Below are 19,145 nucleotides of genomic sequence, written 5' to 3'. Positions count from 1 at the left end.
AATTTTCTTATGATCTGTCGATAGCGCCGTGATATTCTGCCCTCAGCTCGCGATTTAAACGTCGCCAACCCTATGTTTATTAAGGTTTTTAGTAACCATTAATTAACTATTGGTTTACAACTTTGAGGGGGTCTTTTTGACTACATCTATGGAAAAAATCGTCATTATTGGCGGTGGTGCTGGCGGCTTAGAGCTGGCAACGCAACTCGGTCATAAGCTTGGCCGCAGCAAGAAAGCCGAGATCATTCTCGTCGATCGCAACCACAGTCACCTGTGGAAGCCGCTGCTGCATGAAGTCGCAACCGGTTCAATGGACGAAGGTATTGATGCGTTGAGTTATCTGGCGCATGCGCGTAACCATGGCTTCCAGTTTCAGCTGGGATCGCTGACGCAAATTAATCGTGAAAACAAAACCCTGCAATTGGCCGAGATTCGTGACAGTAACGGTGAATTGTTAGTACCAGAACGTGAAATGGCCTACGACCGTTTAGTGGTTGCACTGGGCAGCACTTCAAATGATTTCGGTACGCCAGGCGTTAAGGATCACTGTATCTTCTTGGATAATCCGCATCAGGCGCGTCGTTTTCATAATGAAATGCTCAACCTGTTCCTGCGCTTCTCCGCCAGCGAAGGTAGCCTGGAAAAAGTGAATATTGCGATTGTCGGCGGCGGTGCAACCGGCGTTGAATTGTCGGCAGAGCTGTATAACGCGGTGAAGCAACTGCATAGCTATGGCTACAAAGGCCTTGATAGCTCATCACTGAACGTGACGCTGGTGGAAGCCGGTGAGCGGATTCTGCCTGCCTTACCTCCGCGTATTTCTGCGGCGGCGCATCAAGAACTGACCAAGCTGGGTGTGCGTGTTCTCACGCAAACCATGGTTACCAGTGCCACAGAAGAGGGGTTGAATACCAAAGGCGGCGAATTTATCAATGCTGACCTGATGGTGTGGGCGGCGGGTATTAAAGCACCGGACTTCATGAAGGAGATCGGTGGGCTGGAAACTAACCGTATCAACCAGTTGGTGGTCAAAGATACGCTGCAAACCACGCTGGATGATGACATCTACGCGATTGGCGACTGTGCCTCCTGTGCACTGCCGAGTGGTGGTTTTGTGCCACCGCGTGCGCAGTCAGCGCATCAGATGGCCTCACTGGCGCTGGAGAACATTCTGGCGCAACGTAAAGGCAAGCCGCTCAAAGCTTACGTCTATAAAGATCATGGCTCGCTGGTATCACTGTCGCGCTTCACCACGGTCGGTAGCCTGATGGGGAATCTGATGCGTGGATCGATGATGGTCGAAGGGCGCATTGCGCGATTTGTCTACATCTCTCTATATCGTATGCACCAGATTGCGCTCCACGGATATTTCAAAACTGGCCTGATGATGCTGGTGGGTAGCCTGAACCGCGTGCTGCGTCCGCGCCTCAAGCTGCACTGATGATTGACGGGCGGTAACAGGCCGCCCGATGCCCCTTTACCTGCCGTAACTCCCTGAAAAACGATAATTCAGCTTAAGGTTACGGCGGTATTTCAGCTGCTCTCAGAACTCTCCGAAAAACTGGCCCTGACGGCTTTCCGCTGCGTTTCCTCCATTAATCTGATGTTGCAATTACGGGCCATCTGTAAAACTTATATCCACAAACACGGCGCGGCGCGCACGCCGGTTATGCCTCGGCTACTCAGGATTGGGTAGCGGCAGGAATGCGCGGTAACAACATTCAGGAGGACATTCCTGTGAATAAATCAATGTTAGCGGGTATCGGTATCGGCGTGGCAGCAGCATTAGGTGTGGCCGCCGTCGCCAGCATGGATGTCTTTGATCGCGGCCCGCAGTATGCACAGGTTCTCTCGGCGACGCCGATCAAAGAGAGCATTAAACAACCGCGACAGGAGTGTCGCAACGTGACGTTAACGCATCGTCGTCCGGTACAGGATGAGAACCGCATCGCCGGTTCGGTACTGGGTGCAGTGGCGGGCGGCGTGCTCGGTCACCAGTTTGGTGGCGGTCGTGGGCGCGATGTCGCAACGGTAGCGGGCGCGCTGGCGGGCGGTTACGGTGGTAACCAGGTGCAAGGGGCACTGCAAGATCGTGATACCTACACCACCAACGAGCAGCGTTGCAAAACCGTCTATGACAAACAGGAAAAAATGCTGGGTTATGATGTGACCTATAAAATAGGCGACCAGCAGGGCAAAATCCGCATGGAGAATGACCCTGGCACCCGCATTCCGCTCGATCGTAATGGTCAGCTGATCCTGAATTCGAATCAGGCCTAATTGGGCAAAGACACGTCACAGCAGCAGTAAAGGAAAAAGCGCCGTAAGGCGCTTTTTTTATGGTTTAAACCGGAGGGGAGATTTATCTCGTGTTCCAACAGCGACAATGTTGCGTTCAGACGCGCAATGGATTGCTGCGCGACGTTTGATGCGACTGAGGACGCTAAACCCGATTCTTCGCCAGTTCGCTGATAAAACTCTGCACCCACTCCATCCGCACTTTACGCTCTTCCAAATCGCGGGTGAATCTCAGACGGGTTGGGCCATCCAACTTCCACTGCTTAGGATCTTTTTGCAGCAAGCCAATCAACCAGCCGGGATCGACATGGTTCTGCGGCGCGAACTCGAAGAATCCGCCTTTCTCACTGGCTTCAATTTTACGCACGCCCAGCTCTCGCGCCACCAGACGTAAACCTGCCACATCCAGAAGATTTCGCGCTGCATCCGGCAGCTTGCCAAAACGGTCGATCATCTCAACCTTCAGTTCCGCCAGTTCCTGCTCGTCACTGGCGGAGGCAACACGTTTATAGAGTGACAAACGCGTATTTACATCGGGGATAAAGTCATCCGGCAGCAGCGCAGGCATGCGCAGCTCGATTTCGGTCTGGTTGCTGGTGAGATCTTCCAGCGAGGGTTCGCGTCCGGCTTTTAGTGCATCGACGGCGTTTTCCAGCAATTCCATATACAGCGTAAAGCCAATAGTCTCCATCTGGCCGCTCTGATCTTCACCTAACAGTTCACCGGCACCACGGATCTCCAGATCGTGGGTTGCCAGCGCAAAGCCTGCGCCCAAATCTTCCAGAGAGGCGATGGCCTCCAGACGTTTCTGTGCATCGGTTGTCATGGCTTTGGGATGTGGCGTCAGCAGCCAGGCGTAGGCTTGGTGATGCGAACGACCGACACGGCCACGCAGTTGGTGCAACTGTGCCAGACCGAAGTGATCGGCGCGTTCAATGATGATGGTGTTGGCGCTCGGCACATCAATACCGGTTTCGATAATGGTGGTACACACCAGCACGTTAAAGCGCTGGTGGTGGAAATCATTCATCACCCGTTCCAGATCGCGCTCGCGCATTTGGCCGTGACCAATGGCGATGCGGGCTTCAGGCACCAGCTCCGCTAAACGTTGTGACGCTTTTTCGATATTCTCGACGTCGTTATACAGGTAGTAAACCTGACCACCACGCAAGATTTCACGCAGTATCGCCTCGCGCACCACTAAGCTATCGTATTCACGCACAAAGGTTTTCACCGCCAGACGTCGCGCGGGCGGTGTTGCAATGATCGACAGATCGCGCATGCCGCTCATCGCCATATTCAGCGTTCGTGGGATCGGCGTGGCAGTCAGAGTCAGGATATCAACGTCCGCGCGCATCGCTTTAATACGCTCTTTATGGCGTACCCCAAAGCGGTGTTCCTCATCGACAATCAGCAGGCCGAGATCGTGCCATTTCAGGTCGTTTGACAGCAGCTTATGTGTGCCGATCAAAATATCCACTTTGCCTTCACGTGCCTGCTCCAGTACCTGACTTTGCTCTTTGGCGCTGCGGAAGCGTGACAGCATCTCAATGCGCACCGGCCAATTGGCGAAACGGTCACGGAAATTATCATAATGTTGCTGCGCAAGCAGGGTGGTAGGCACCAGCACGGCGATTTGTTTGGCATTCTCCACCGCGAGGAAGGCGGCACGCATCGCCACTTCGGTTTTACCAAAGCCCACGTCACCGCATACCAGGCGGTCCATTGCCAGCGGCTGGCACATATCGCTCAGCACAGCGTTAATCGCCTGGCCCTGATCCGGTGTGGTTTCAAACGGGAAGCCTTCGCAGAACAGTTGATACTGATCGCGATCGTGCTTAAAGGCGAAGCCGGTTTTGGCTGCGCGCTGGGCATAGATATCCAGCAGTTCAGCCGCCACATCGCGCACTTTCTCAGCGGCTTTCTGGCGCGCGCGTGACCAGGCATCACTGCCGAGTTTGTGCAGCGGGGCATTCTCGTCTGCGCCACCCGCGTAGCGGCTGATCAGGTGCAGTGATGATACAGGTACGTAAAGCTTGGCATCGCCCGCATAGGAGAGCATCAGGTATTCCGCCACAATGCCGCCCGCTTCCAGCGTCGTCAGGCCAATGTAGCGACCCACGCCGTGCTCCAGATGCACCACCGGCTGGCCGGGGTGTAACTCGGCCAGGTTGCGGATCAACACATCGGGATTGATGGTTCGACGATTATCCTGGCGACGACGACTAACACGCTCACCCAGCAGGTCGCTCTCACAAATCAATGCACGATGACCTGCGCTATCAATAAAGCCACGCTCGCTGGCACCAATCATCAAACTGTGTGATTGTTTGGCGGCTTCTTCAAAGCGCTCAATGGGATGCGGACGCAGTTTGATGCGCGCCAGCAGTTCCTGCAGGCTTTCACGGCGGCCTTCACTTTCCACCGAGAAAATGATCTGCCCATCAAACTGTTCCATGAACTGGCGCAGCAGATCGAGTGGCGCTTTGGCCTGGGCCTGAACTGTCAATTCAGGCAGCGGTTGATAGCCAAGATTGGTATTGGCGGCTTTTTCTGGCAGCGTTTCGCTGCTGAGCTGCATGCGCGGCCAGGCTTTGAGTTCGCCGAGTAATGCATCCGGGCGCAGCCACAAGGTGGCTGGTTCCAGCAGTGGGCGCATAGGGTCGATGCGGCGATTCTCATAGCGTGCATTGGCGTCCTGCCAGAAACGATCCGCACTGCTGTGGAGATCGCCACTGTTCAATACCAGCGTATTGGCGGGCAGATAGCTAAAGAGCGTCGGCAGCTCCTGTTCAAAGAACAGGGGCTGCCAATATTCGATACCCGCAGGTAACGTGCCTTTGCTCACCTGCTGATAAACGTGTTCTGGTTCGCGTCGCACATCAAAAATTTCACGCCAGCGAGTGCGAAACAGCTCTATCGCGGCTTTATCGGTGGGGAACTCGTGTGCGGGCAGGAGATTTATCGCCTCGACGGCTTCCAGTGTACGCTGGCTGTCGACATCAAACAGACGCAGGCTATCGATTTCGTCATCAAAGAAATCAATACGATAAGGCTGATCGCTACCCATCGGAAAGAGGTCAAGTAAGGCGCCGCGTGTGGCATATTCACCGTGTTCCATGACTTGGTCAACGTGACGATAACCGGCTTGCTCCAACTGGTCACGCAACGCATCACGCGACAGTTTTTGTCCCTGTTTCATCACCAGCGCATGGCCGTGCAGGAAACTGTGTGGGCAAACGCGTTGCATCAGCGTGTTGACCGGCATAATCAGCATGCCACGCGTCAGGTTGGGCAGTTGATACAAGGTAGAGAGACGAGCGGAAATGATGTCCTGATGCGGTGAGAAACTGTCGTAGGGCAGCGTCTCCCAGTCGGCGAGATTGGTGACCGGCAGATCGGTAAACTGACGAATCTCCTCCTGCAGACGCAGGGCAGATTGCATATCCGGTGTAATCATCAACACCGGGCCAGGATGGCGTTCAGTAATACTGGCGCACTCAACCGCTTGCGCGGCACCCACCAGTTCGCCGAGCTGACGATGATCGCCTGCTTTAGCAGGCAGGGTATAACGACGCTGTTCCGACATAAGGACTCGACATTCTCTCCTTGGATTCCAGGGCGTTATCATTCCATAATCCGCCTTGAGGATCATCTGTCGCGGTGCTATTTCTCATCGCCCTTCATACTTCGCGCGGTGGCCGCGTTGGCTGCGCCTGCAAACCCCAGTCACTTACTTCAGTAAGCTCCTGGGGATTCACAGGCTTGCCGCCTTGCCACAGCACGAATTATTTTGGGCTTACTTCAGTGAGTGACTGGAGTTTCATTTCCTTGCCACGTGATTTGATTTGCGGCTTTAACCCGTGGAACGGCGCCTTGAATTATTGGGGAACAGTCACTTACTTGATTGCTGTGTGTAGTGCATACGCGGACGATCGACGTTAGCCCATGACAGCTCTTTCTCCAGATGGTAGCTGTGATTGCCGTCGTCCCACTTCACGTAATAGCCGGTTGGCGCATCTCCCTGTTCAAAGACGTTCACGATCTCGCCTCTGATTTCTCCCGATTTGTGTTTTACAATACTGCCCTTCGGAAATCTGAACATGGGGTGATCCTCCTCGCCCTTCATACTTCGCGCTGTGGCGGCGTTGGCTGCACCTGCTAACCCCAGTCACTTACTCCAGTAAGCTCCTGGGGATTCACAGGCTTGCCGCCTTGCCACAGCACGAATTATTTTGGGCTGACTGTGGTGCAAATAAACGACATCTTAAAAGTCTATCCCCGTCACTTACTCCAGTAAGCTCCTGGGATTCACAGGCTTGCCGCCTTGCCACAGCACGAATTATTTTGGGCTGACTGCGGTGCAAATAAACGACATATCAAAAGTCTACCCCAGTGACTGCCTAATAAACGCACAATTAGTATCATTATTTTGTCGCAATTTTATGCATTGCCGCAGATCGTGACGTATTTCGACGCAACTTTGCCGCAGACTCAGAGGGTTAGAGGTTTCATAAAGCAGACGGCTCCTTTATCATCCCATTACTTATTTTCAGGCAACTGCCAAGACGGATCTCATGTATCAACCAGTCGCGTTATTCATCGGTTTGCGCTACATGCGTGGACGTGCCTCAGACCGCTTTGGTCGCTTCGTCTCCTGGCTCTCAACCATTGGTATCACGCTCGGCGTGCTGGCGTTGGTGACCGTGCTGTCAGTGATGAACGGCTTTGAGCGCGAGCTGGAAGGCAATATCCTCGGCCTGATGCCGCAAGCGCTGGTCACCAGTGACAAAGGCAGCATCAATCCGCAGCAGATCCCCGCGCAGAACCTTAACTTGCAGGGCGTGACGCGTATGGCTCCCCTCACTACGGCAGATGTGGTGCTGCAGAGTGCGCGCAACGTCTCTGTGGGTGTCATGCTCGGCATCAATCCTGATGAACAAGATCCTCTGACGCCTTACCTCGTCAATACTCAGCAGAGCGTGCTGCAACCGGGTCAATACAATGTGATCCTCGGTGAGCAACTGGCCTCGCAGTTGGGCGTTAAACGCGGTGATCAACTGCGTCTGATGGTGCCTACCGTGAGCCAATTCACGCCGGTTGGACGCCTGCCGAGTCAGCGTATCTTCACGGTGGCGGGCACCTATGCTGCTAACAGTGAAGTTGATGCCTACCAGATTCTGGTGAATCAGCAGGACGCATCGCGCGTAATGCGCTACCCGCTGGGGAACATCACGGGCTGGCGTCTCTGGCTGGAAAAACCGCTCAATGTGGATACCTTTAGCGAGCAGAAACTGCCGGATGGACTAATCCTGAAAGACTGGCGCGAACGCAAGGGCGATCTGTTCCAGGCCGTGCGCATGGAGAAAAACATGATGGGGCTGCTGCTCAGCCTGATCATTGCCGTGGCCGCATTCAACATTATTACCTCCTTAGGTCTGCTGATCATGGAAAAGCAGGGCGAAGTGGCGATTTTGCAAACGCAGGGCTTAACCCGCCGACAGATCGTTGCGGTGTTTATGGTGCAGGGCGCCAGTGCAGGCATTATCGGCACGTTGCTGGGTACGCTGCTCGGTGTGCTGCTCGCCAGCCAGCTTAACAATTTGATGCCGGTAATTGGCCTGTTCCTTGATGGCGCGGCGCTGCCAGTCGATATCAACGTCTGGCAGGTGGTCACTATTGCGCTGGTCTCAATGATCGTTGCGCTGCTCTCTACCCTTTATCCGTCATGGCGCGCTGCCGCCGTACAACCCGCTGAGGCTTTACGTTATGAGTAATACCCCTTTGTTGCAGTGTCGTGACCTGTGCAAACGCTATCAGGAAGGCAGCGTGCAGACCGATGTGCTGCGCAATGTGGCTTTTAGCCTGCAGCCAGGCGAACTGACGGCCATCGTTGGTAGCTCCGGTTCGGGTAAAAGTACCTTACTGCATCTGCTGGGTGGCCTGGATGCGCCCACTTCGGGTGATGTGGTGTTTGATGGCAAATCACTGAATGCCATGTCTTCTGCCGCTAAAGCCGAACTGCGCAACCGCGAACTGGGCTTTATCTATCAGTTCCACCATTTATTGCCCGACTTCACGGCGTTAGAGAATGTGGCGATGCCGTTGTTGATTGGCAAAACTGCGAAAGCTGAAGCTGCCTCGCGCGCGCTGGAAATGCTGGCAGCGGTAGGACTGGAAAAACGCGCCGCACATCGTCCTTCTGAGCTGTCGGGTGGTGAACGTCAGCGTGTGGCTATTGCGCGTGCGCTGGTGAACCGTCCGCGCCTGGTGATGGCCGATGAACCGACCGGTAACCTGGATGCGCGTAACGCCGATGCGATTTTCAAACTGTTGGGTGAGCTGAATCAGCAGCAGGGCACTGCATTTTTGGTGGTGACGCACGATCTGAACTTGGCTAAACGTCTCAATCGCCAGATGGAGATGCGCGACGGTCAACTGAGCGAGCATCTGACGCTGGGAGCAATCTGATGGGTTCATCATTATCCCTGCTGCTTGGGCTGCGCTTTAGTCGCGGTCGGCGGCGCGGTGGCATGGTCTCACTGATCTCCATCATCTCGACCATTGGTATCGCCCTCGGTGTCGCCGTATTGATTATTGGTCTGAGTGCGATGAACGGTTTTGAGCGCGAGCTGAACAAGCGCATTTTGGCCGTGGTACCGCACGGAGAAATCGAGCCGGTTAATCAGCCATTCCGCAACTGGCAGCCGATGATTGCACCGATTGAAAAGGTGCCCGGCATTGCAGCAGCGGCGCCTTACGTTAACTTCACCGGCTTGATTGAGAGCGGCGCGAAGATGCAGGCGCTGCAAGTAAAAGGTGTCGATCCACAACAGGAATCACGCCTGAGCGCTTTACCGAGCTTTGTCGATGGCGATGCGTGGCAGCAATTCGGCGCGGATAAACAGCAGATCATCCTTGGTGGCGGCATTGCGAAATCGCTTAACGTGAAGCAGGGCGATTGGATCACCATCATGATCCCCAATAACGACGGTGAAAATAAGCTGCTGCAGCCGAAGCGTATTCGGCTGCAGGTGTCGGGCATTCTGCAACTCAGCGGGATGCTGGATCACAGCCTGGCGCTGGTGCCCTTGGCGGATGCACAGAAATATCTCGATATGGGTGACAGCGTCAGCGGCATTGCGCTGAAGATGAGCGATCCGTTCCAGGCACAAAAACTGGTTCGCGATGCCGGTGAAGTGACGCACTCTTATGTCTACATTAAAAGCTGGATTGGCACTTACGGTTACATGTACCGCGATATCCAGATGATACGCGCGATTATGTATCTGGCGATGGTGCTGGTGATTGGCGTGGCCTGTTTCAATATCGTCTCCACGTTAGTGATGGCGGTGAAAGACAAGAGCAGTGATATTGCGGTGCTGCGCACGTTGGGTGCTAAAGATGGACTGATCCGCGCCATTTTTATCTGGTATGGCTTGCTGGCCGGATTGCTCGGCAGCATCAGCGGCGTGGTGGTGGGTGTGCTGGTGGCGCTCAATCTGACGCCGATCGTGCGTGGGCTGGAGCATCTTACCGGCCATCAGTTGCTGGCGGGGGATATCTACTTTATTGATTTCCTGCCATCGGAGTTGCATTGGATTGATGTGATTTCCGTACTGGTGACGGCGATTGTGCTCAGTTTGATCGCCAGTTGGTATCCGGCGCGACGTGCCAGCCGTATCGATCCTGCTCGCGTACTCAGTGGTCAGTAAGGATAAAAACGCAGCCGCTTTCGCGGCTGCGCACATTTTAAGCGTCTGTGGCATGCAGCCGTCATGCGTAGCCGCTATTATCGGGAACCATTAACCCGTACAAAACACCCGACGTGCGGCCATAACCGCCGCAGATTAAGGAGCCTTTATGCGCATACCGCGCCGCCGCCTACGACTCGCCCGCGACAAGAAAAACCGCCGCAAAGTGCACCAGCGCTTTCGCCAGCGCATCTTTGAACGCGATCGCAAAGCTGAACTGGCTGCGCATCCGCAACCGCGCGTAGTGGTACTGACCGGTGCTGGGATCTCTGCTGAATCGGGGATCCGTACCTTCCGAGCAGCTGACGGGCTGTGGGAAGAGCATCGGGTAGAGGATGTGGCTACGCCCGAAGGTTTCCAGCGGGATCCTGCGATGGTGCAAGCGTTTTACAATGCGCGTCGTCGCCAGCTGCAACAGTCTGAAATCCAGCCTAACGCGGCGCACAAAGCGCTGGCGGAGATGGAGCAGGTATTAGGGGATAACTTCCTGCTGGTGACGCAGAATATCGACAACCTGCATGAGCGTGCAGGCAGCCAGCGTGTGCTGCATATGCACGGTGAACTGCTGAAAGTGCGTTGTGAGAGCAGCGGCCAGGTTCTGGATTGGTCAGAGGATGTCACCGAGAACGATCGCTGTACTTGCTGTCAATTCCCGGCAAGACTGCGCCCCCATGTGGTGTGGTTCGGCGAGATGCCATTAGGCATGGAAGAGATTTACCAAGCAATTGAAAAAGCGAATCTGTTTATTGCTATTGGCACCTCTGGCCACGTTTATCCGGCTGCTGGCTTTGTTCATGAAGCCAAATTGCACGGCGCGCACACCGTTGAGCTGAATCTGGAGCCGAGCCAGGTCGGCAACGAGTTCGCGGAAAGTCAGTACGGTTTAGCCAGTGAGGTGGTGCCGGAGTTTGTCCATACGTTTTTGCAGGGGCTGTATAAGTAACTTTGTCACTGGTTAAGCAATTCGCGCTGAGAACGCTAACCTGAAGGATAATGATTTGACGCAACATGGCGCGGCTCAAGCGCCATGATAATAACGCAGGTTCTTTAGAGGGATGACACATGGATCAATTACTTGAGCGTTTTCTCAGTTATGTCGCAGTAGAAACTCAGTCAAAACCGCAGGCGCGACAGGTGCCAAGCAGTGAAGGACAGTGGACGTTGGCGCGTCAGTTGCAGGAAGAGCTGATCGCACTGGGGTTTGTGGATGTCTCCCTCAGCGATCATTGCTGCGTGATGGGCACTTTGCCCGCCAACGTTGATTGGCCGACCCCGGTGATTGGCTTCATCTCGCATATGGACACCTCTCCCGATTTCACCGCCAAGAACGTCAATCCGCAGATTATTGAAAACTATCGCGGGGGTGACATTGCCTTGGGTAATGGCGATGAGATTCTGTCGCCCGTAATGTTCCCGATCCTGCACAAATTGATTGGACACACGCTGATCACCACCGATGGTAAAACATTGCTCGGTGCTGATGACAAAGCGGGTGTGGCTGAAATCATGACCGCGATGGCGCGTCTGGCAAAAGGGGATATTCCACACGGTGCGATTCGCGTGGCGTTCACGCCGGATGAGGAAATTGGCCGTGGTACCTCACATTTCGATGTGGAAGGTTTTGCAGCAGATTGGGCTTATACCGTAGACGGCAGCGATCTTGGCGAATTTGAGTTCGAGAACTTCAACGCAGCGACGGCGATGGTCAAAATCACCGGCAATAATGTCCACCCTGGCAGTGCGAAAAACGTCATGGTCAATGCGCTGGATCTGGCGATGCGCTTCCACGCTGAATTGCCGGCGAAAGAGAAACCGCAGTTTACCGATGGCTATGAAGGTTTCTTCCATCTCCACACCATTAAAGGTACGGTCGAACACGCTGAATTGATGTATCTGATTCGGGATTTTGACACCGACAGTTACGAACAGCGTAAAAAGTTGCTGGAAGAGATTGGTCAGCGCATCAGCAAAGGCTTGCATAACGACTGCTCGGTACAAGTGGAGATCAGCGACAGTTACCGCAACATGCGTGAAAAAGTTGAACCCCACCCACAAATTATCGAGTTGGCACTGCAAGCGATTCGTGATTGCGGCATTGAGCCAGTGGTGAAACCAATTCGTGGTGGTACCGATGGTTCTGCACTGTCATGGAAAGGATTGCCTTGCCCCAATCTCTTTACCGGTGGCTACAACTATCACGGTAAACATGAATTCGCGTCACTGAATGTGATGGCGCAGGCGGTAGAGGTGATTGTTCGCTTGTCGGCACTGGCGGCAGAGAAGAAAGCGTAATAATAAGGCCTGCTTAGCAGGCCTTATTATTAACACGTATTGTCACGGCATCATTTATTGCACATGGGGCAGCAACGCAGCCGCTTATCGATCGCGTGACAAGTCGCGCCGCCCTCATGTTGTGCAATGACACGTTATGCGTTACTCACCAAAGAACCAATATCCGCTGTTCACCAAGGCGGCAAGCTGCGCCAGCAGCGAAGGATCATCCAGCGCATCGCCAAAATCTTCCAGCGTCAGAACCTGGCTGCGCGCCAGCGCTGCCAGCACTTCCGGATGGCTGCATGCGACACGTTCACCATTCACAAACACCGCATCACCCAATGTCAGCACGCGCAATCCGCCAAGGCGTGTCAACGCATCACCCTGTTGCAATGCATCGTAAATCTCATCAGGTTGGTAGGGTGGTTCCGGCGGTGCGATATCCAGCTCGTGGCGAGATTGAGAAATAAACTCACCAAACCATTGATTGAACTGTTCTGGCTGATTGATGACATCCAACATCACCTGATGAATCCCTTCCACTTCAGATGGCAGGATCTGCGATGGGCAATCGCGGGAAGGGACATCCGGATCGCTAAAGCGATAGCTGCCCAGCTCGTGTGCCAGCATATAGTCAGCAAAACCGCTGATCAGCTCACGGCCATTGGGGGCCCGGAAGCCGACTGAATAGTTAATCGCATTTTCCAGCGAATAACCCTCATGCGGGAATCCTGGTGGAATATAAAGAATGTCACCCGGTTCCATTTCTTCGTCGATGATGGCGTCGAAAGGTTCAACCTGCAGCAGATCGGGGTGAGGGCAGTGCTGTTTCATCGGGACTTTTTCGCCCACGCGCCAGCGACGACGTCCGGTACCCTGCACAATAAACACATCATACTGATCGAAATGAGGCCCCACGCCACCGCCAGGCACGGCAAAGGAGATCATCAAATCGTCAATGCGCCAGTCAGGCAGAAAACGGAAAGGGCGCATCAGCGCGGCGGAAGGTTCGTGCCAGTGGTTAACCGCCTGAACCAGCAGTGACCAGTTGCTTTCGCCGAGATGATCGTAGCTTTCGAACGGGCCGTGGCTAACCTGCCATTTGCCATTGTTATGGCTGACAAGGCGGCTATCCACCTCGTTTTCCATTGCCAGACCAGCAAGCTCGTCAGGAGAAATAGGATCAATGAAGTTTTTAAAACCACGCTTGAGCACCACCGGGCGTTTTTGCCAGTAGCGCTGAATAAAGTCGGGCCAGTTGATATCGAGCTGATAGTCCATACGAGGTGTTCCGGTTAGGGCCATGAATGCAGGCAAGTATAACAGCCCGGCGTCCTTTCTACTCGCGGTGATGTTCAACTTCCTGACGCTGGAAAATCACTTCCATACGCGCACCGCCGAGTGGGCTGGTGGTCGCAATCACCTGGCCGGCATATTGCTCGAGGATGTCTCGTACCACGGCTAAACCCAAGCCCTGACCGGGACGTAACGTATCGGCGCGCTGACCCCGCACGAAGATCAGGTCGCGTTTGCTTTCTGGGATGCCAGGGCCGTCATCGTCGATAAACAGATGTAACGCTTTATCCGTTTGCCGTGCGCTGACCTCAATAAATTCGAGGCAGTATTTGCAGGCGTTATCCAGTACGTTACCCAGCACTTCCATAAAGTCATTTTGATCGCCGATAAAGGTGAGTTCTGGCGAAATATCCAGGGTGATCTCCACCCCTTTGCGTTGATAAACCTTATTGAGCGCGGAGCAGAGACTGTCGAGTAATGCCGAAACGGAATGCAGATCGCGCTGCAATGGGTTGTGATCGGCCTGCATGCTGGCACGGTGCAGGTAGTAACCAATTTGCTGCGAAATACGGCTGATCTGTTCCAGCATCACCGGTTCGGCTTGCTCAATGGTGAACTCTTTGCCACCGCGCAACGAGCGCAAGGTACTTTGCAGCACCGCCAGCGGCGTTTTCAGACTGTGCGTTAAATCGGATAAGGTGGTGCGATAGCGGGTATAACGCTGTCGCTCATTGGTGAGCAACAGGTTGAGGTTACGCACTAAGCTGCGTAACTCCTGTGGGGGGTTATCATCAAGGTTCTCGCGATGACCGGTTTCAAGCTCACGTACCTGTGAAGTGAGATGACCGATGGGGCGCAAACTCCAGTGCGCGGCTAACCATAGCAGCGGGATCACCAACAGCAGGTTAGCCGCTAGCACGTAGCTGAACCACGACCACACCACATCGGAGTGCTGTAGCTCCTGTGGAATCGAATCCACCACCACGATTGTCAATGCCGGTAAATTGGTGGTGGCGTCGTAGCGGTTGACGGCAACGGAGTGAGTAAAGGTGTCATTGCTGTCGCTATCCAACTTATGCAGCCGCTCTTTGACTTCGGAGTTATTACCGATGGCGGCCAGACTGGTGCGGTTGGTGGTGTCGATCTCATAGAAATCAGGCTTCAGCAACCATTCACGCCGGATATTCTTACGGATGTCGGGGACATCACGCTGCTGCCACAACAATTTTCCGTGTTCGTCGTAGATAAACACCAGCGTGGGGAAATTTAACGTCATTCGCTCGGGCTGAGCGATGGTGAGCTTGTTGTTTTGCCATTGGGCGAGCGTGAAGAACAGATTGCTCTCGCCGCGCATCACACGATAGGTGTTTTTATCGAAGCTTACTACGTAGCCGACAACGGCCACCATGCCGTAGGAAAGTGACAAAAACAGCACGATGAACGCTGTCGCCAGCAAAAATCGGGCGCGTAAAGAGAAGGGGCGTTGACGGCGTAACCAATTCATCAATCAAAGATCAAAGCGATAGCCCTGGCCGCGCACGGTGTTTATCACTTCGGTCGGATGGAGCGCGAGAATTTTTTTGCGCAGGCGGCCCATCAGAACATCAATGGTATGGCTCTCGCGCAGTTCGGCATCGGGATAAAGCTGCAGCATCAGAGAATCTTTGCTGACGACTTTTCCAGCGTTGCGGATCAGTGTTTCCACGATGGTGTATTCAAAAGCAGTGAGTTTTACTGGTGCATCATTCACCGTCACTTCACGGCGAGAGAGATCAACCTGGAATGGAGGCATAGAGATAATCTGCGAGGCATGTCCGCTGTTGCGGCGCATCAGTGCCTGCAGTCGCGCAGCGACTTCTTCAATATGGAAAGGTTTGGTGACGTAATCATCCGCGCCTGCTTCCAGCGCTTCAACTTTTGCCTGCCAGCCTTCGCGAGCCGTTAGCACCAGAATTGGCTGACGAATCGCATCACCGCGCCAGCGGCGGATCAAGGACATGCCATCTTCATCCGGCAAACCTAAATCAACCAGTGCAATGTCTGGGATATGCTCCTGAAGGAAGTAATCGGCTTCTTTCGCATCTTCTGCGGCATCAACCTGATGGCCCATCTCACGCAATTGCACGGCGAGGTGATGGCGCAGCAGGGCATTATCTTCCACAACCAGAACACGCATAGTATTTCCTTACCTTCAAACTCAGTGATGATGGCAAAAGTATATGCGAAGCGAACTAAACAGCATAACAACACAGGCGCGGGGTATCGCGCCTGTGTAAGGGAAATTACTTCAGATCATCAACCATCTGAATGGCACGACCGAGGTAGTTGGCAGGTGTCATCTGTTTCAGACGCACTTTTTCCTCTTCCGGCATTTCCAGACCGTCGATAAACGCCTGCATGCCTGCGGCATCAACGCGTTTGCCACGGGTCAGCTCTTTCAGCTTCTCGTAAGGCTTTTCAATACCATAGCGGCGCATCACGGTCTGAATCGGTTCGGCCAGCACTTCCCAGTTATGATCCAGCTCGTCCAGCAGACGATCGCGGTTCACTTCCAGTTTTGAGATGCCTTTCAGGGTCGCCTGATAGGCGATCAGCGCATAGCCTACACCCACACCGAGGTTACGCAGCACTGTGGAGTCGGTCAGATCGCGCTGCCAGCGTGAAACCGGCAGTTTGCTCGCCAGGTGTTGCATCACAGCGTTAGCCAGACCAAGGTTGCCTTCGGAGTTTTCGAAGTCGATCGGGTTCACTTTGTGCGGCATGGTGGATGAACCAATTTCGCCAGCGATGGTTTTCTGTTTGAAGTGGTTCAGGGCAACATAACCCCAGATATCACGGTCAAAGTCGATCAGGATGGTGTTGAAACGCGCGATGCAATCAAACAGTTCTGCGATGTAGTCGTGCGGCTCGATCTGGGTGGTGTAAGGGTTCCAGGTAATGCCCAGTGAGGTCACGAACTGCTCACTCAGCTGATGCCAATCCACTTCTGGGTAGGCCGCGATGTGGGCGTTATAGTTACCGACCGCGCCATTGATTTTGCCCAACACATCGATTTTGCCTAACTGGCGCAACTGACGTTCCATACGGTAAGCGACGTTAGCCATCTCTTTACCCATGGTAGAAGGGGTGGCAGGCTGGCCATGGGTACGTGACAGCAACGGAATATCACGATATTCGTGCGCCAGACCTTTCACCGCATCAATGATTTTGTTCCAGAATGGCACAATGACATCACGGCGTGCTGTTTCCAGCATCAGCGCATGTGACAGGTTGTTGATATCTTCAGAAGTACAGGCGAAGTGGATAAACTCAGATACCGCGTGCAGCGCAGGGACATCGGCCACTTTTTCTTTCAGGAAGTACTCAACCGCTTTAACGTCGTGGTTGGTGGTGCGTTCGATGGTTTTGATGCGCGCCGCGTCTTCTTCTGAAAAATTGGCGACAATAGCATCAAGGAAAGCGTTTGCGTCAGCATCAAATGCAGGAACTTCCTTGATCTCTGCGGTCGTAGCCAGTTTCTGTAACCAGCGAACTTCAACCTCAACGCGGAATTTCAGCAAACCGTATTCGCTGAAAATGGCGCGCAGCGGGCTGACTTTATCGCCATAACGGCCATCGACAGGTGAGACGGCGGTCAGAGAGGATAATTCCATCAGTGCAACTCCTGAATCGTTAACAAATTAGGGCAGGGCGGCGTTTAATACGCTGGGCCCAACCGGGATAAAATGGTTTTGGCTTCACGCAGCAGACGCTGGCGCGAGAACATCAACTGCAGGCGGCCACCGCCAACCTGCTGCCATAACACGGCAGCGCGAATACCGGCCAACAAGGTGGCGCGTACTTTGCTCTGCACTTGCGAATTTTGTAATACCTGCGGCGAACCGGTGACCTGAATACGTGGGCCAAGTGGGCTGATCACATCCACATAAATACCCGCCATGGCGCTGGTGATGGTTTCTGATTCCAGTTCATAGTGCGCTAATTGACGATCAAGCTGGCTAATGCGCTGTGCCAAAGTATTAAGAGCCGACTTGTTACCGTGAAGCTTACGCTCCAGTACCATCATGCTCAGGGTGTAGCGTGTCAGTTCCGCACCGGCACCCTGTCGGCTGCCAGTATTCAACACCGCCATCAGTGTCTCTAGCCCCAGGTGAAGATTGGCTTCATCGTTGCCGAACACCGCCAGCGTAGAGCCGGGATTGAGGTCTAACAAACTGCGTAGTGACACCGTTAACGCGGCGCTATGGCAATGGCCTTGATGCGCTAACTGCTGCACCAAATGCGCGGCCTGGCAAACGCCCGCCAGCGCAAGCGTAATTTCATAATAGTTCTTAGCCACGCTTAACTCCTGTCATCGCGTCGGCAGCGCCGACCTTAGCCTTCTGCCAATGGCAGGCGCTGTTCAATAATGCCGCCACCAAGGCAAACATCACCCAGATAAAACACGGCCGACTGGCCTGGCGTGACGGCCGCAACTGGCTCGTCAAAACGCACTTCAATTCGGTTATCAGCCAGCGGAGTGATTTCGCAGGGAATATCGGTCTGACGATAACGGGTTTTCACCGTGCAGCGCAGTGGTGCGCTGAGTGGCTGGCGATCCACCCAGTCCAACTGTTGCGCGATCAGGCCAACGGACATTAAACGTGGATGATCGCCGCCTTGTGCAACAATCAGACGATTACGTGCCACGTCTTTATCCACCACATACCAAGGATCGTCATTGCTCTCTTTACGACCGCCGATGCCCAAGCCTTTACGCTGGCCGAGGGTGTGATACATCAGGCCCTGATGTTCACCCACGATTTCACCGTCAACGGTTTCAATTTCGCCTGGCTGAGCGGGCAGATACCGGCCAAGGAAGTCGCGGAATTTACGCTCGCCGATAAAACAGATACCGGTGGAATCTTTTTTCTTCGCGGTGATGAGATCGAGCTCTTCGGCGATACGGCGAACTTCCGGTTTCTCCAGTTCGCCCACCGGGAACAGGCTTTGTGCAATCTGCTCATGGCTCAGGGTGTAGAGGAAATAGCTCTGGTCTTTATTGCCGTCGAGGCCGCGCAGCAACTGGCTAGTGCCATTAACATCAGCACGGCGGACATAGTGTCCAGTGGCAATAAAGTCTGCACCGAGATCTTCTGCTGCGAACTCGAGGAAGGCTTTGAACTTGATCTCTTTGTTGCACAAAATATCGGGATTCGGCGTACGGCCCGCTTTGTACTCTTCCAGGAAGTGTTCAAAGACGTTATCCCAGTACTCTGCCGCGAAGTTGATTTTGTGGAGTTTGATGCCGAGTTTGTCACATACGGCTTGTGCGTCAGCCAGATCATCTGCAGCGGTGCAATATTCCTCGCCGTCGTCTTCCTCCCAGTTCTTCATGAACAGGCCCTCAACCTGATAGCCCTGCTGTTGCAGTAACCAGGCGGATACGGAAGAATCGACGCCGCCGGACATCCCGACGATCACTTTTTTCTGGCTGTTGTCAGACATGACGCACTCTTAATTACGATAAAAACAGGCGGCGCA

General features: G+C 54.0%; 15 protein-coding genes. 7 read left to right on the top strand and 8 right to left on the bottom strand.

Annotated features, from left to right (window positions below):
* Positions 1 to 136: 136 nt before the first annotated feature.
* On the top strand, positions 137 to 1,441 hold the full coding sequence (locus F3J38_RS05150) for an NAD(P)/FAD-dependent oxidoreductase (RefSeq protein ID WP_167135790.1): 1,305 nt from the start codon (positions 137 to 139) through the stop codon (positions 1,439 to 1,441).
* Positions 1,442 to 1,737: 296 nt separating this feature from the next.
* Entirely contained in the window at positions 1,738 to 2,280 is a 543-nt protein-coding gene (locus F3J38_RS05145; protein ID WP_034822117.1) for a glycine zipper 2TM domain-containing protein, read from the top strand.
* Between the two features lie 163 nt (positions 2,281 to 2,443).
* On the opposite strand, the gene mfd is transcribed toward F3J38_RS05145, so the two are convergent.
* Together mfd and F3J38_RS05135 are read right to left on the bottom strand one after the other, a co-directional pair.
* A complete protein-coding gene (mfd, locus tag F3J38_RS05140; protein WP_167135788.1) occupies positions 2,444 to 5,887 on the bottom strand; it encodes a transcription-repair coupling factor in 3,444 nt (1,147 codons plus the stop codon).
* A 306-nt stretch (positions 5,888 to 6,193) separates the two neighbouring features.
* Positions 6,194 to 6,403: a hypothetical protein gene (locus F3J38_RS05135; RefSeq protein ID WP_084935324.1), complete on the bottom strand. Its 210-nt coding sequence runs from the start codon at positions 6,401 to 6,403 to the stop codon at positions 6,194 to 6,196.
* A 472-nt stretch (positions 6,404 to 6,875) separates the two neighbouring features.
* Between F3J38_RS05135 and lolC the strand changes: the two genes are divergently transcribed.
* The 5 genes from lolC to pepT all read left to right on the top strand — a co-directional run bounded on the left by lolC (position 6,876) and on the right by pepT (position 12,344).
* The gene (gene lolC / locus F3J38_RS05130) at positions 6,876 to 8,075 is read left to right on the top strand and encodes a lipoprotein-releasing ABC transporter permease subunit LolC (protein ID WP_167135786.1); all 1,200 of its coding nucleotides are present in this window, start codon (positions 6,876 to 6,878) and stop codon (positions 8,073 to 8,075) included.
* Entirely contained in the window at positions 8,068 to 8,769 is a 702-nt protein-coding gene (gene lolD / locus F3J38_RS05125; protein WP_034822051.1) for a lipoprotein-releasing ABC transporter ATP-binding protein LolD, read from the top strand. The genes lolC and lolD overlap by 8 nt, the downstream gene beginning before the upstream one ends.
* Positions 8,769 to 10,013 carry a lipoprotein-releasing ABC transporter permease subunit LolE gene (lolE, locus tag F3J38_RS05120; RefSeq protein ID WP_167135785.1) on the top strand — a complete coding sequence of 415 codons (1,245 nt, stop codon included), beginning with the start codon at positions 8,769 to 8,771 and terminating at the stop codon, positions 10,011 to 10,013. The genes lolD and lolE overlap by 1 nt, the downstream gene beginning before the upstream one ends.
* A gap of 148 nt (positions 10,014 to 10,161) precedes the next feature.
* Positions 10,162 to 10,995, top strand: a complete 834-nt coding sequence (gene cobB, locus F3J38_RS05115; RefSeq protein WP_167135783.1) for a Sir2 family NAD+-dependent deacetylase — start codon at positions 10,162 to 10,164, stop codon at positions 10,993 to 10,995.
* 119 nt (positions 10,996 to 11,114) lie between these two features.
* Positions 11,115 to 12,344, top strand: a complete 1,230-nt coding sequence (gene pepT / locus F3J38_RS05110) for a peptidase T (RefSeq protein WP_167135781.1) — start codon at positions 11,115 to 11,117, stop codon at positions 12,342 to 12,344.
* Positions 12,345 to 12,485: 141 nt separating this feature from the next.
* Here the strand turns inward: pepT and F3J38_RS05105 are convergent, their stop codons facing one another.
* The 6 genes from F3J38_RS05105 to mnmA all read right to left on the bottom strand — a co-directional run bounded on the left by F3J38_RS05105 (position 12,486) and on the right by mnmA (position 19,109).
* Positions 12,486 to 13,607, bottom strand: coding sequence for a ribosomal protein uL16 3-hydroxylase (locus F3J38_RS05105; protein WP_167135779.1), 1,122 nt, complete (start codon positions 13,605 to 13,607; stop codon positions 12,486 to 12,488).
* A gap of 58 nt (positions 13,608 to 13,665) precedes the next feature.
* Entirely contained in the window at positions 13,666 to 15,126 is a 1,461-nt protein-coding gene (phoQ, locus tag F3J38_RS05100) for a two-component system sensor histidine kinase PhoQ (protein ID WP_167135777.1), read from the bottom strand.
* Between the two features lie 3 nt (positions 15,127 to 15,129).
* Entirely contained in the window at positions 15,130 to 15,798 is a 669-nt protein-coding gene (gene phoP / locus F3J38_RS05095; protein WP_167135775.1) for a two-component system response regulator PhoP, read from the bottom strand.
* Positions 15,799 to 15,904: 106 nt separating this feature from the next.
* On the bottom strand, positions 15,905 to 17,275 hold the full coding sequence (gene purB, locus F3J38_RS05090; protein ID WP_167135773.1) for an adenylosuccinate lyase: 1,371 nt from the start codon (positions 17,273 to 17,275) through the stop codon (positions 15,905 to 15,907).
* Positions 17,276 to 17,319: 44 nt separating this feature from the next.
* The gene (gene hflD, locus F3J38_RS05085; RefSeq protein WP_167135771.1) at positions 17,320 to 17,961 is read right to left on the bottom strand and encodes a high frequency lysogenization protein HflD; all 642 of its coding nucleotides are present in this window, start codon (positions 17,959 to 17,961) and stop codon (positions 17,320 to 17,322) included.
* Positions 17,962 to 17,996: 35 nt separating this feature from the next.
* Positions 17,997 to 19,109 (bottom strand): tRNA 2-thiouridine(34) synthase MnmA, encoded by a 1,113-nt coding sequence (mnmA, locus tag F3J38_RS05080; protein WP_167135769.1) that lies wholly within the window; start codon positions 19,107 to 19,109, stop codon positions 17,997 to 17,999.
* Between the last annotated feature and the right edge of the window lie 36 nt (positions 19,110 to 19,145).

The sequence above is a fragment of the Candidatus Pantoea formicae genome (assembly GCF_011752625.1).
In the GTDB taxonomy this organism is placed as follows: Bacteria; Pseudomonadota; Gammaproteobacteria; order Enterobacterales; family Enterobacteriaceae; genus Pantoea; species Pantoea formicae.
Note: the sequence above shows the minus strand (reverse complement) of the source record. Positions and strands in the feature narration are given on the sequence as shown.

Excerpts from the sequence above, each read along its gene's own strand:
- purB (WP_167135773.1), bottom strand. The coding sequence starts at position 17,275 with ATGGAATTATCCTCTCTGACCGCCGTCTCACCTGTCGATGGCCGTTAT.
- lolE (WP_167135785.1), top strand. The coding sequence starts at position 8,769 with ATGGGTTCATCATTATCCCTGCTGCTTGGGCTGCGCTTTAGTCGCGGT.
- lolC (WP_167135786.1), top strand. The coding sequence starts at position 6,876 with ATGTATCAACCAGTCGCGTTATTCATCGGTTTGCGCTACATGCGTGGA.
- F3J38_RS05105 (WP_167135779.1), bottom strand. The coding sequence starts at position 13,607 with ATGGACTATCAGCTCGATATCAACTGGCCCGACTTTATTCAGCGCTAC.
- lolD (WP_034822051.1), top strand. The coding sequence starts at position 8,068 with ATGAGTAATACCCCTTTGTTGCAGTGTCGTGACCTGTGCAAACGCTAT.
- cobB (WP_167135783.1), top strand. The coding sequence starts at position 10,162 with ATGCGCATACCGCGCCGCCGCCTACGACTCGCCCGCGACAAGAAAAAC.
- pepT (WP_167135781.1), top strand. The coding sequence starts at position 11,115 with ATGGATCAATTACTTGAGCGTTTTCTCAGTTATGTCGCAGTAGAAACT.
- phoP (WP_167135775.1), bottom strand. The coding sequence starts at position 15,798 with ATGCGTGTTCTGGTTGTGGAAGATAATGCCCTGCTGCGCCATCACCTC.
- mfd (WP_167135788.1), bottom strand. The coding sequence starts at position 5,887 with ATGTCGGAACAGCGTCGTTATACCCTGCCTGCTAAAGCAGGCGATCAT.
- mnmA (WP_167135769.1), bottom strand. The coding sequence starts at position 19,109 with ATGTCTGACAACAGCCAGAAAAAAGTGATCGTCGGGATGTCCGGCGGC.
- phoQ (WP_167135777.1), bottom strand. The coding sequence starts at position 15,126 with ATGAATTGGTTACGCCGTCAACGCCCCTTCTCTTTACGCGCCCGATTT.
- F3J38_RS05135 (WP_084935324.1), bottom strand. The coding sequence starts at position 6,403 with ATGTTCAGATTTCCGAAGGGCAGTATTGTAAAACACAAATCGGGAGAA.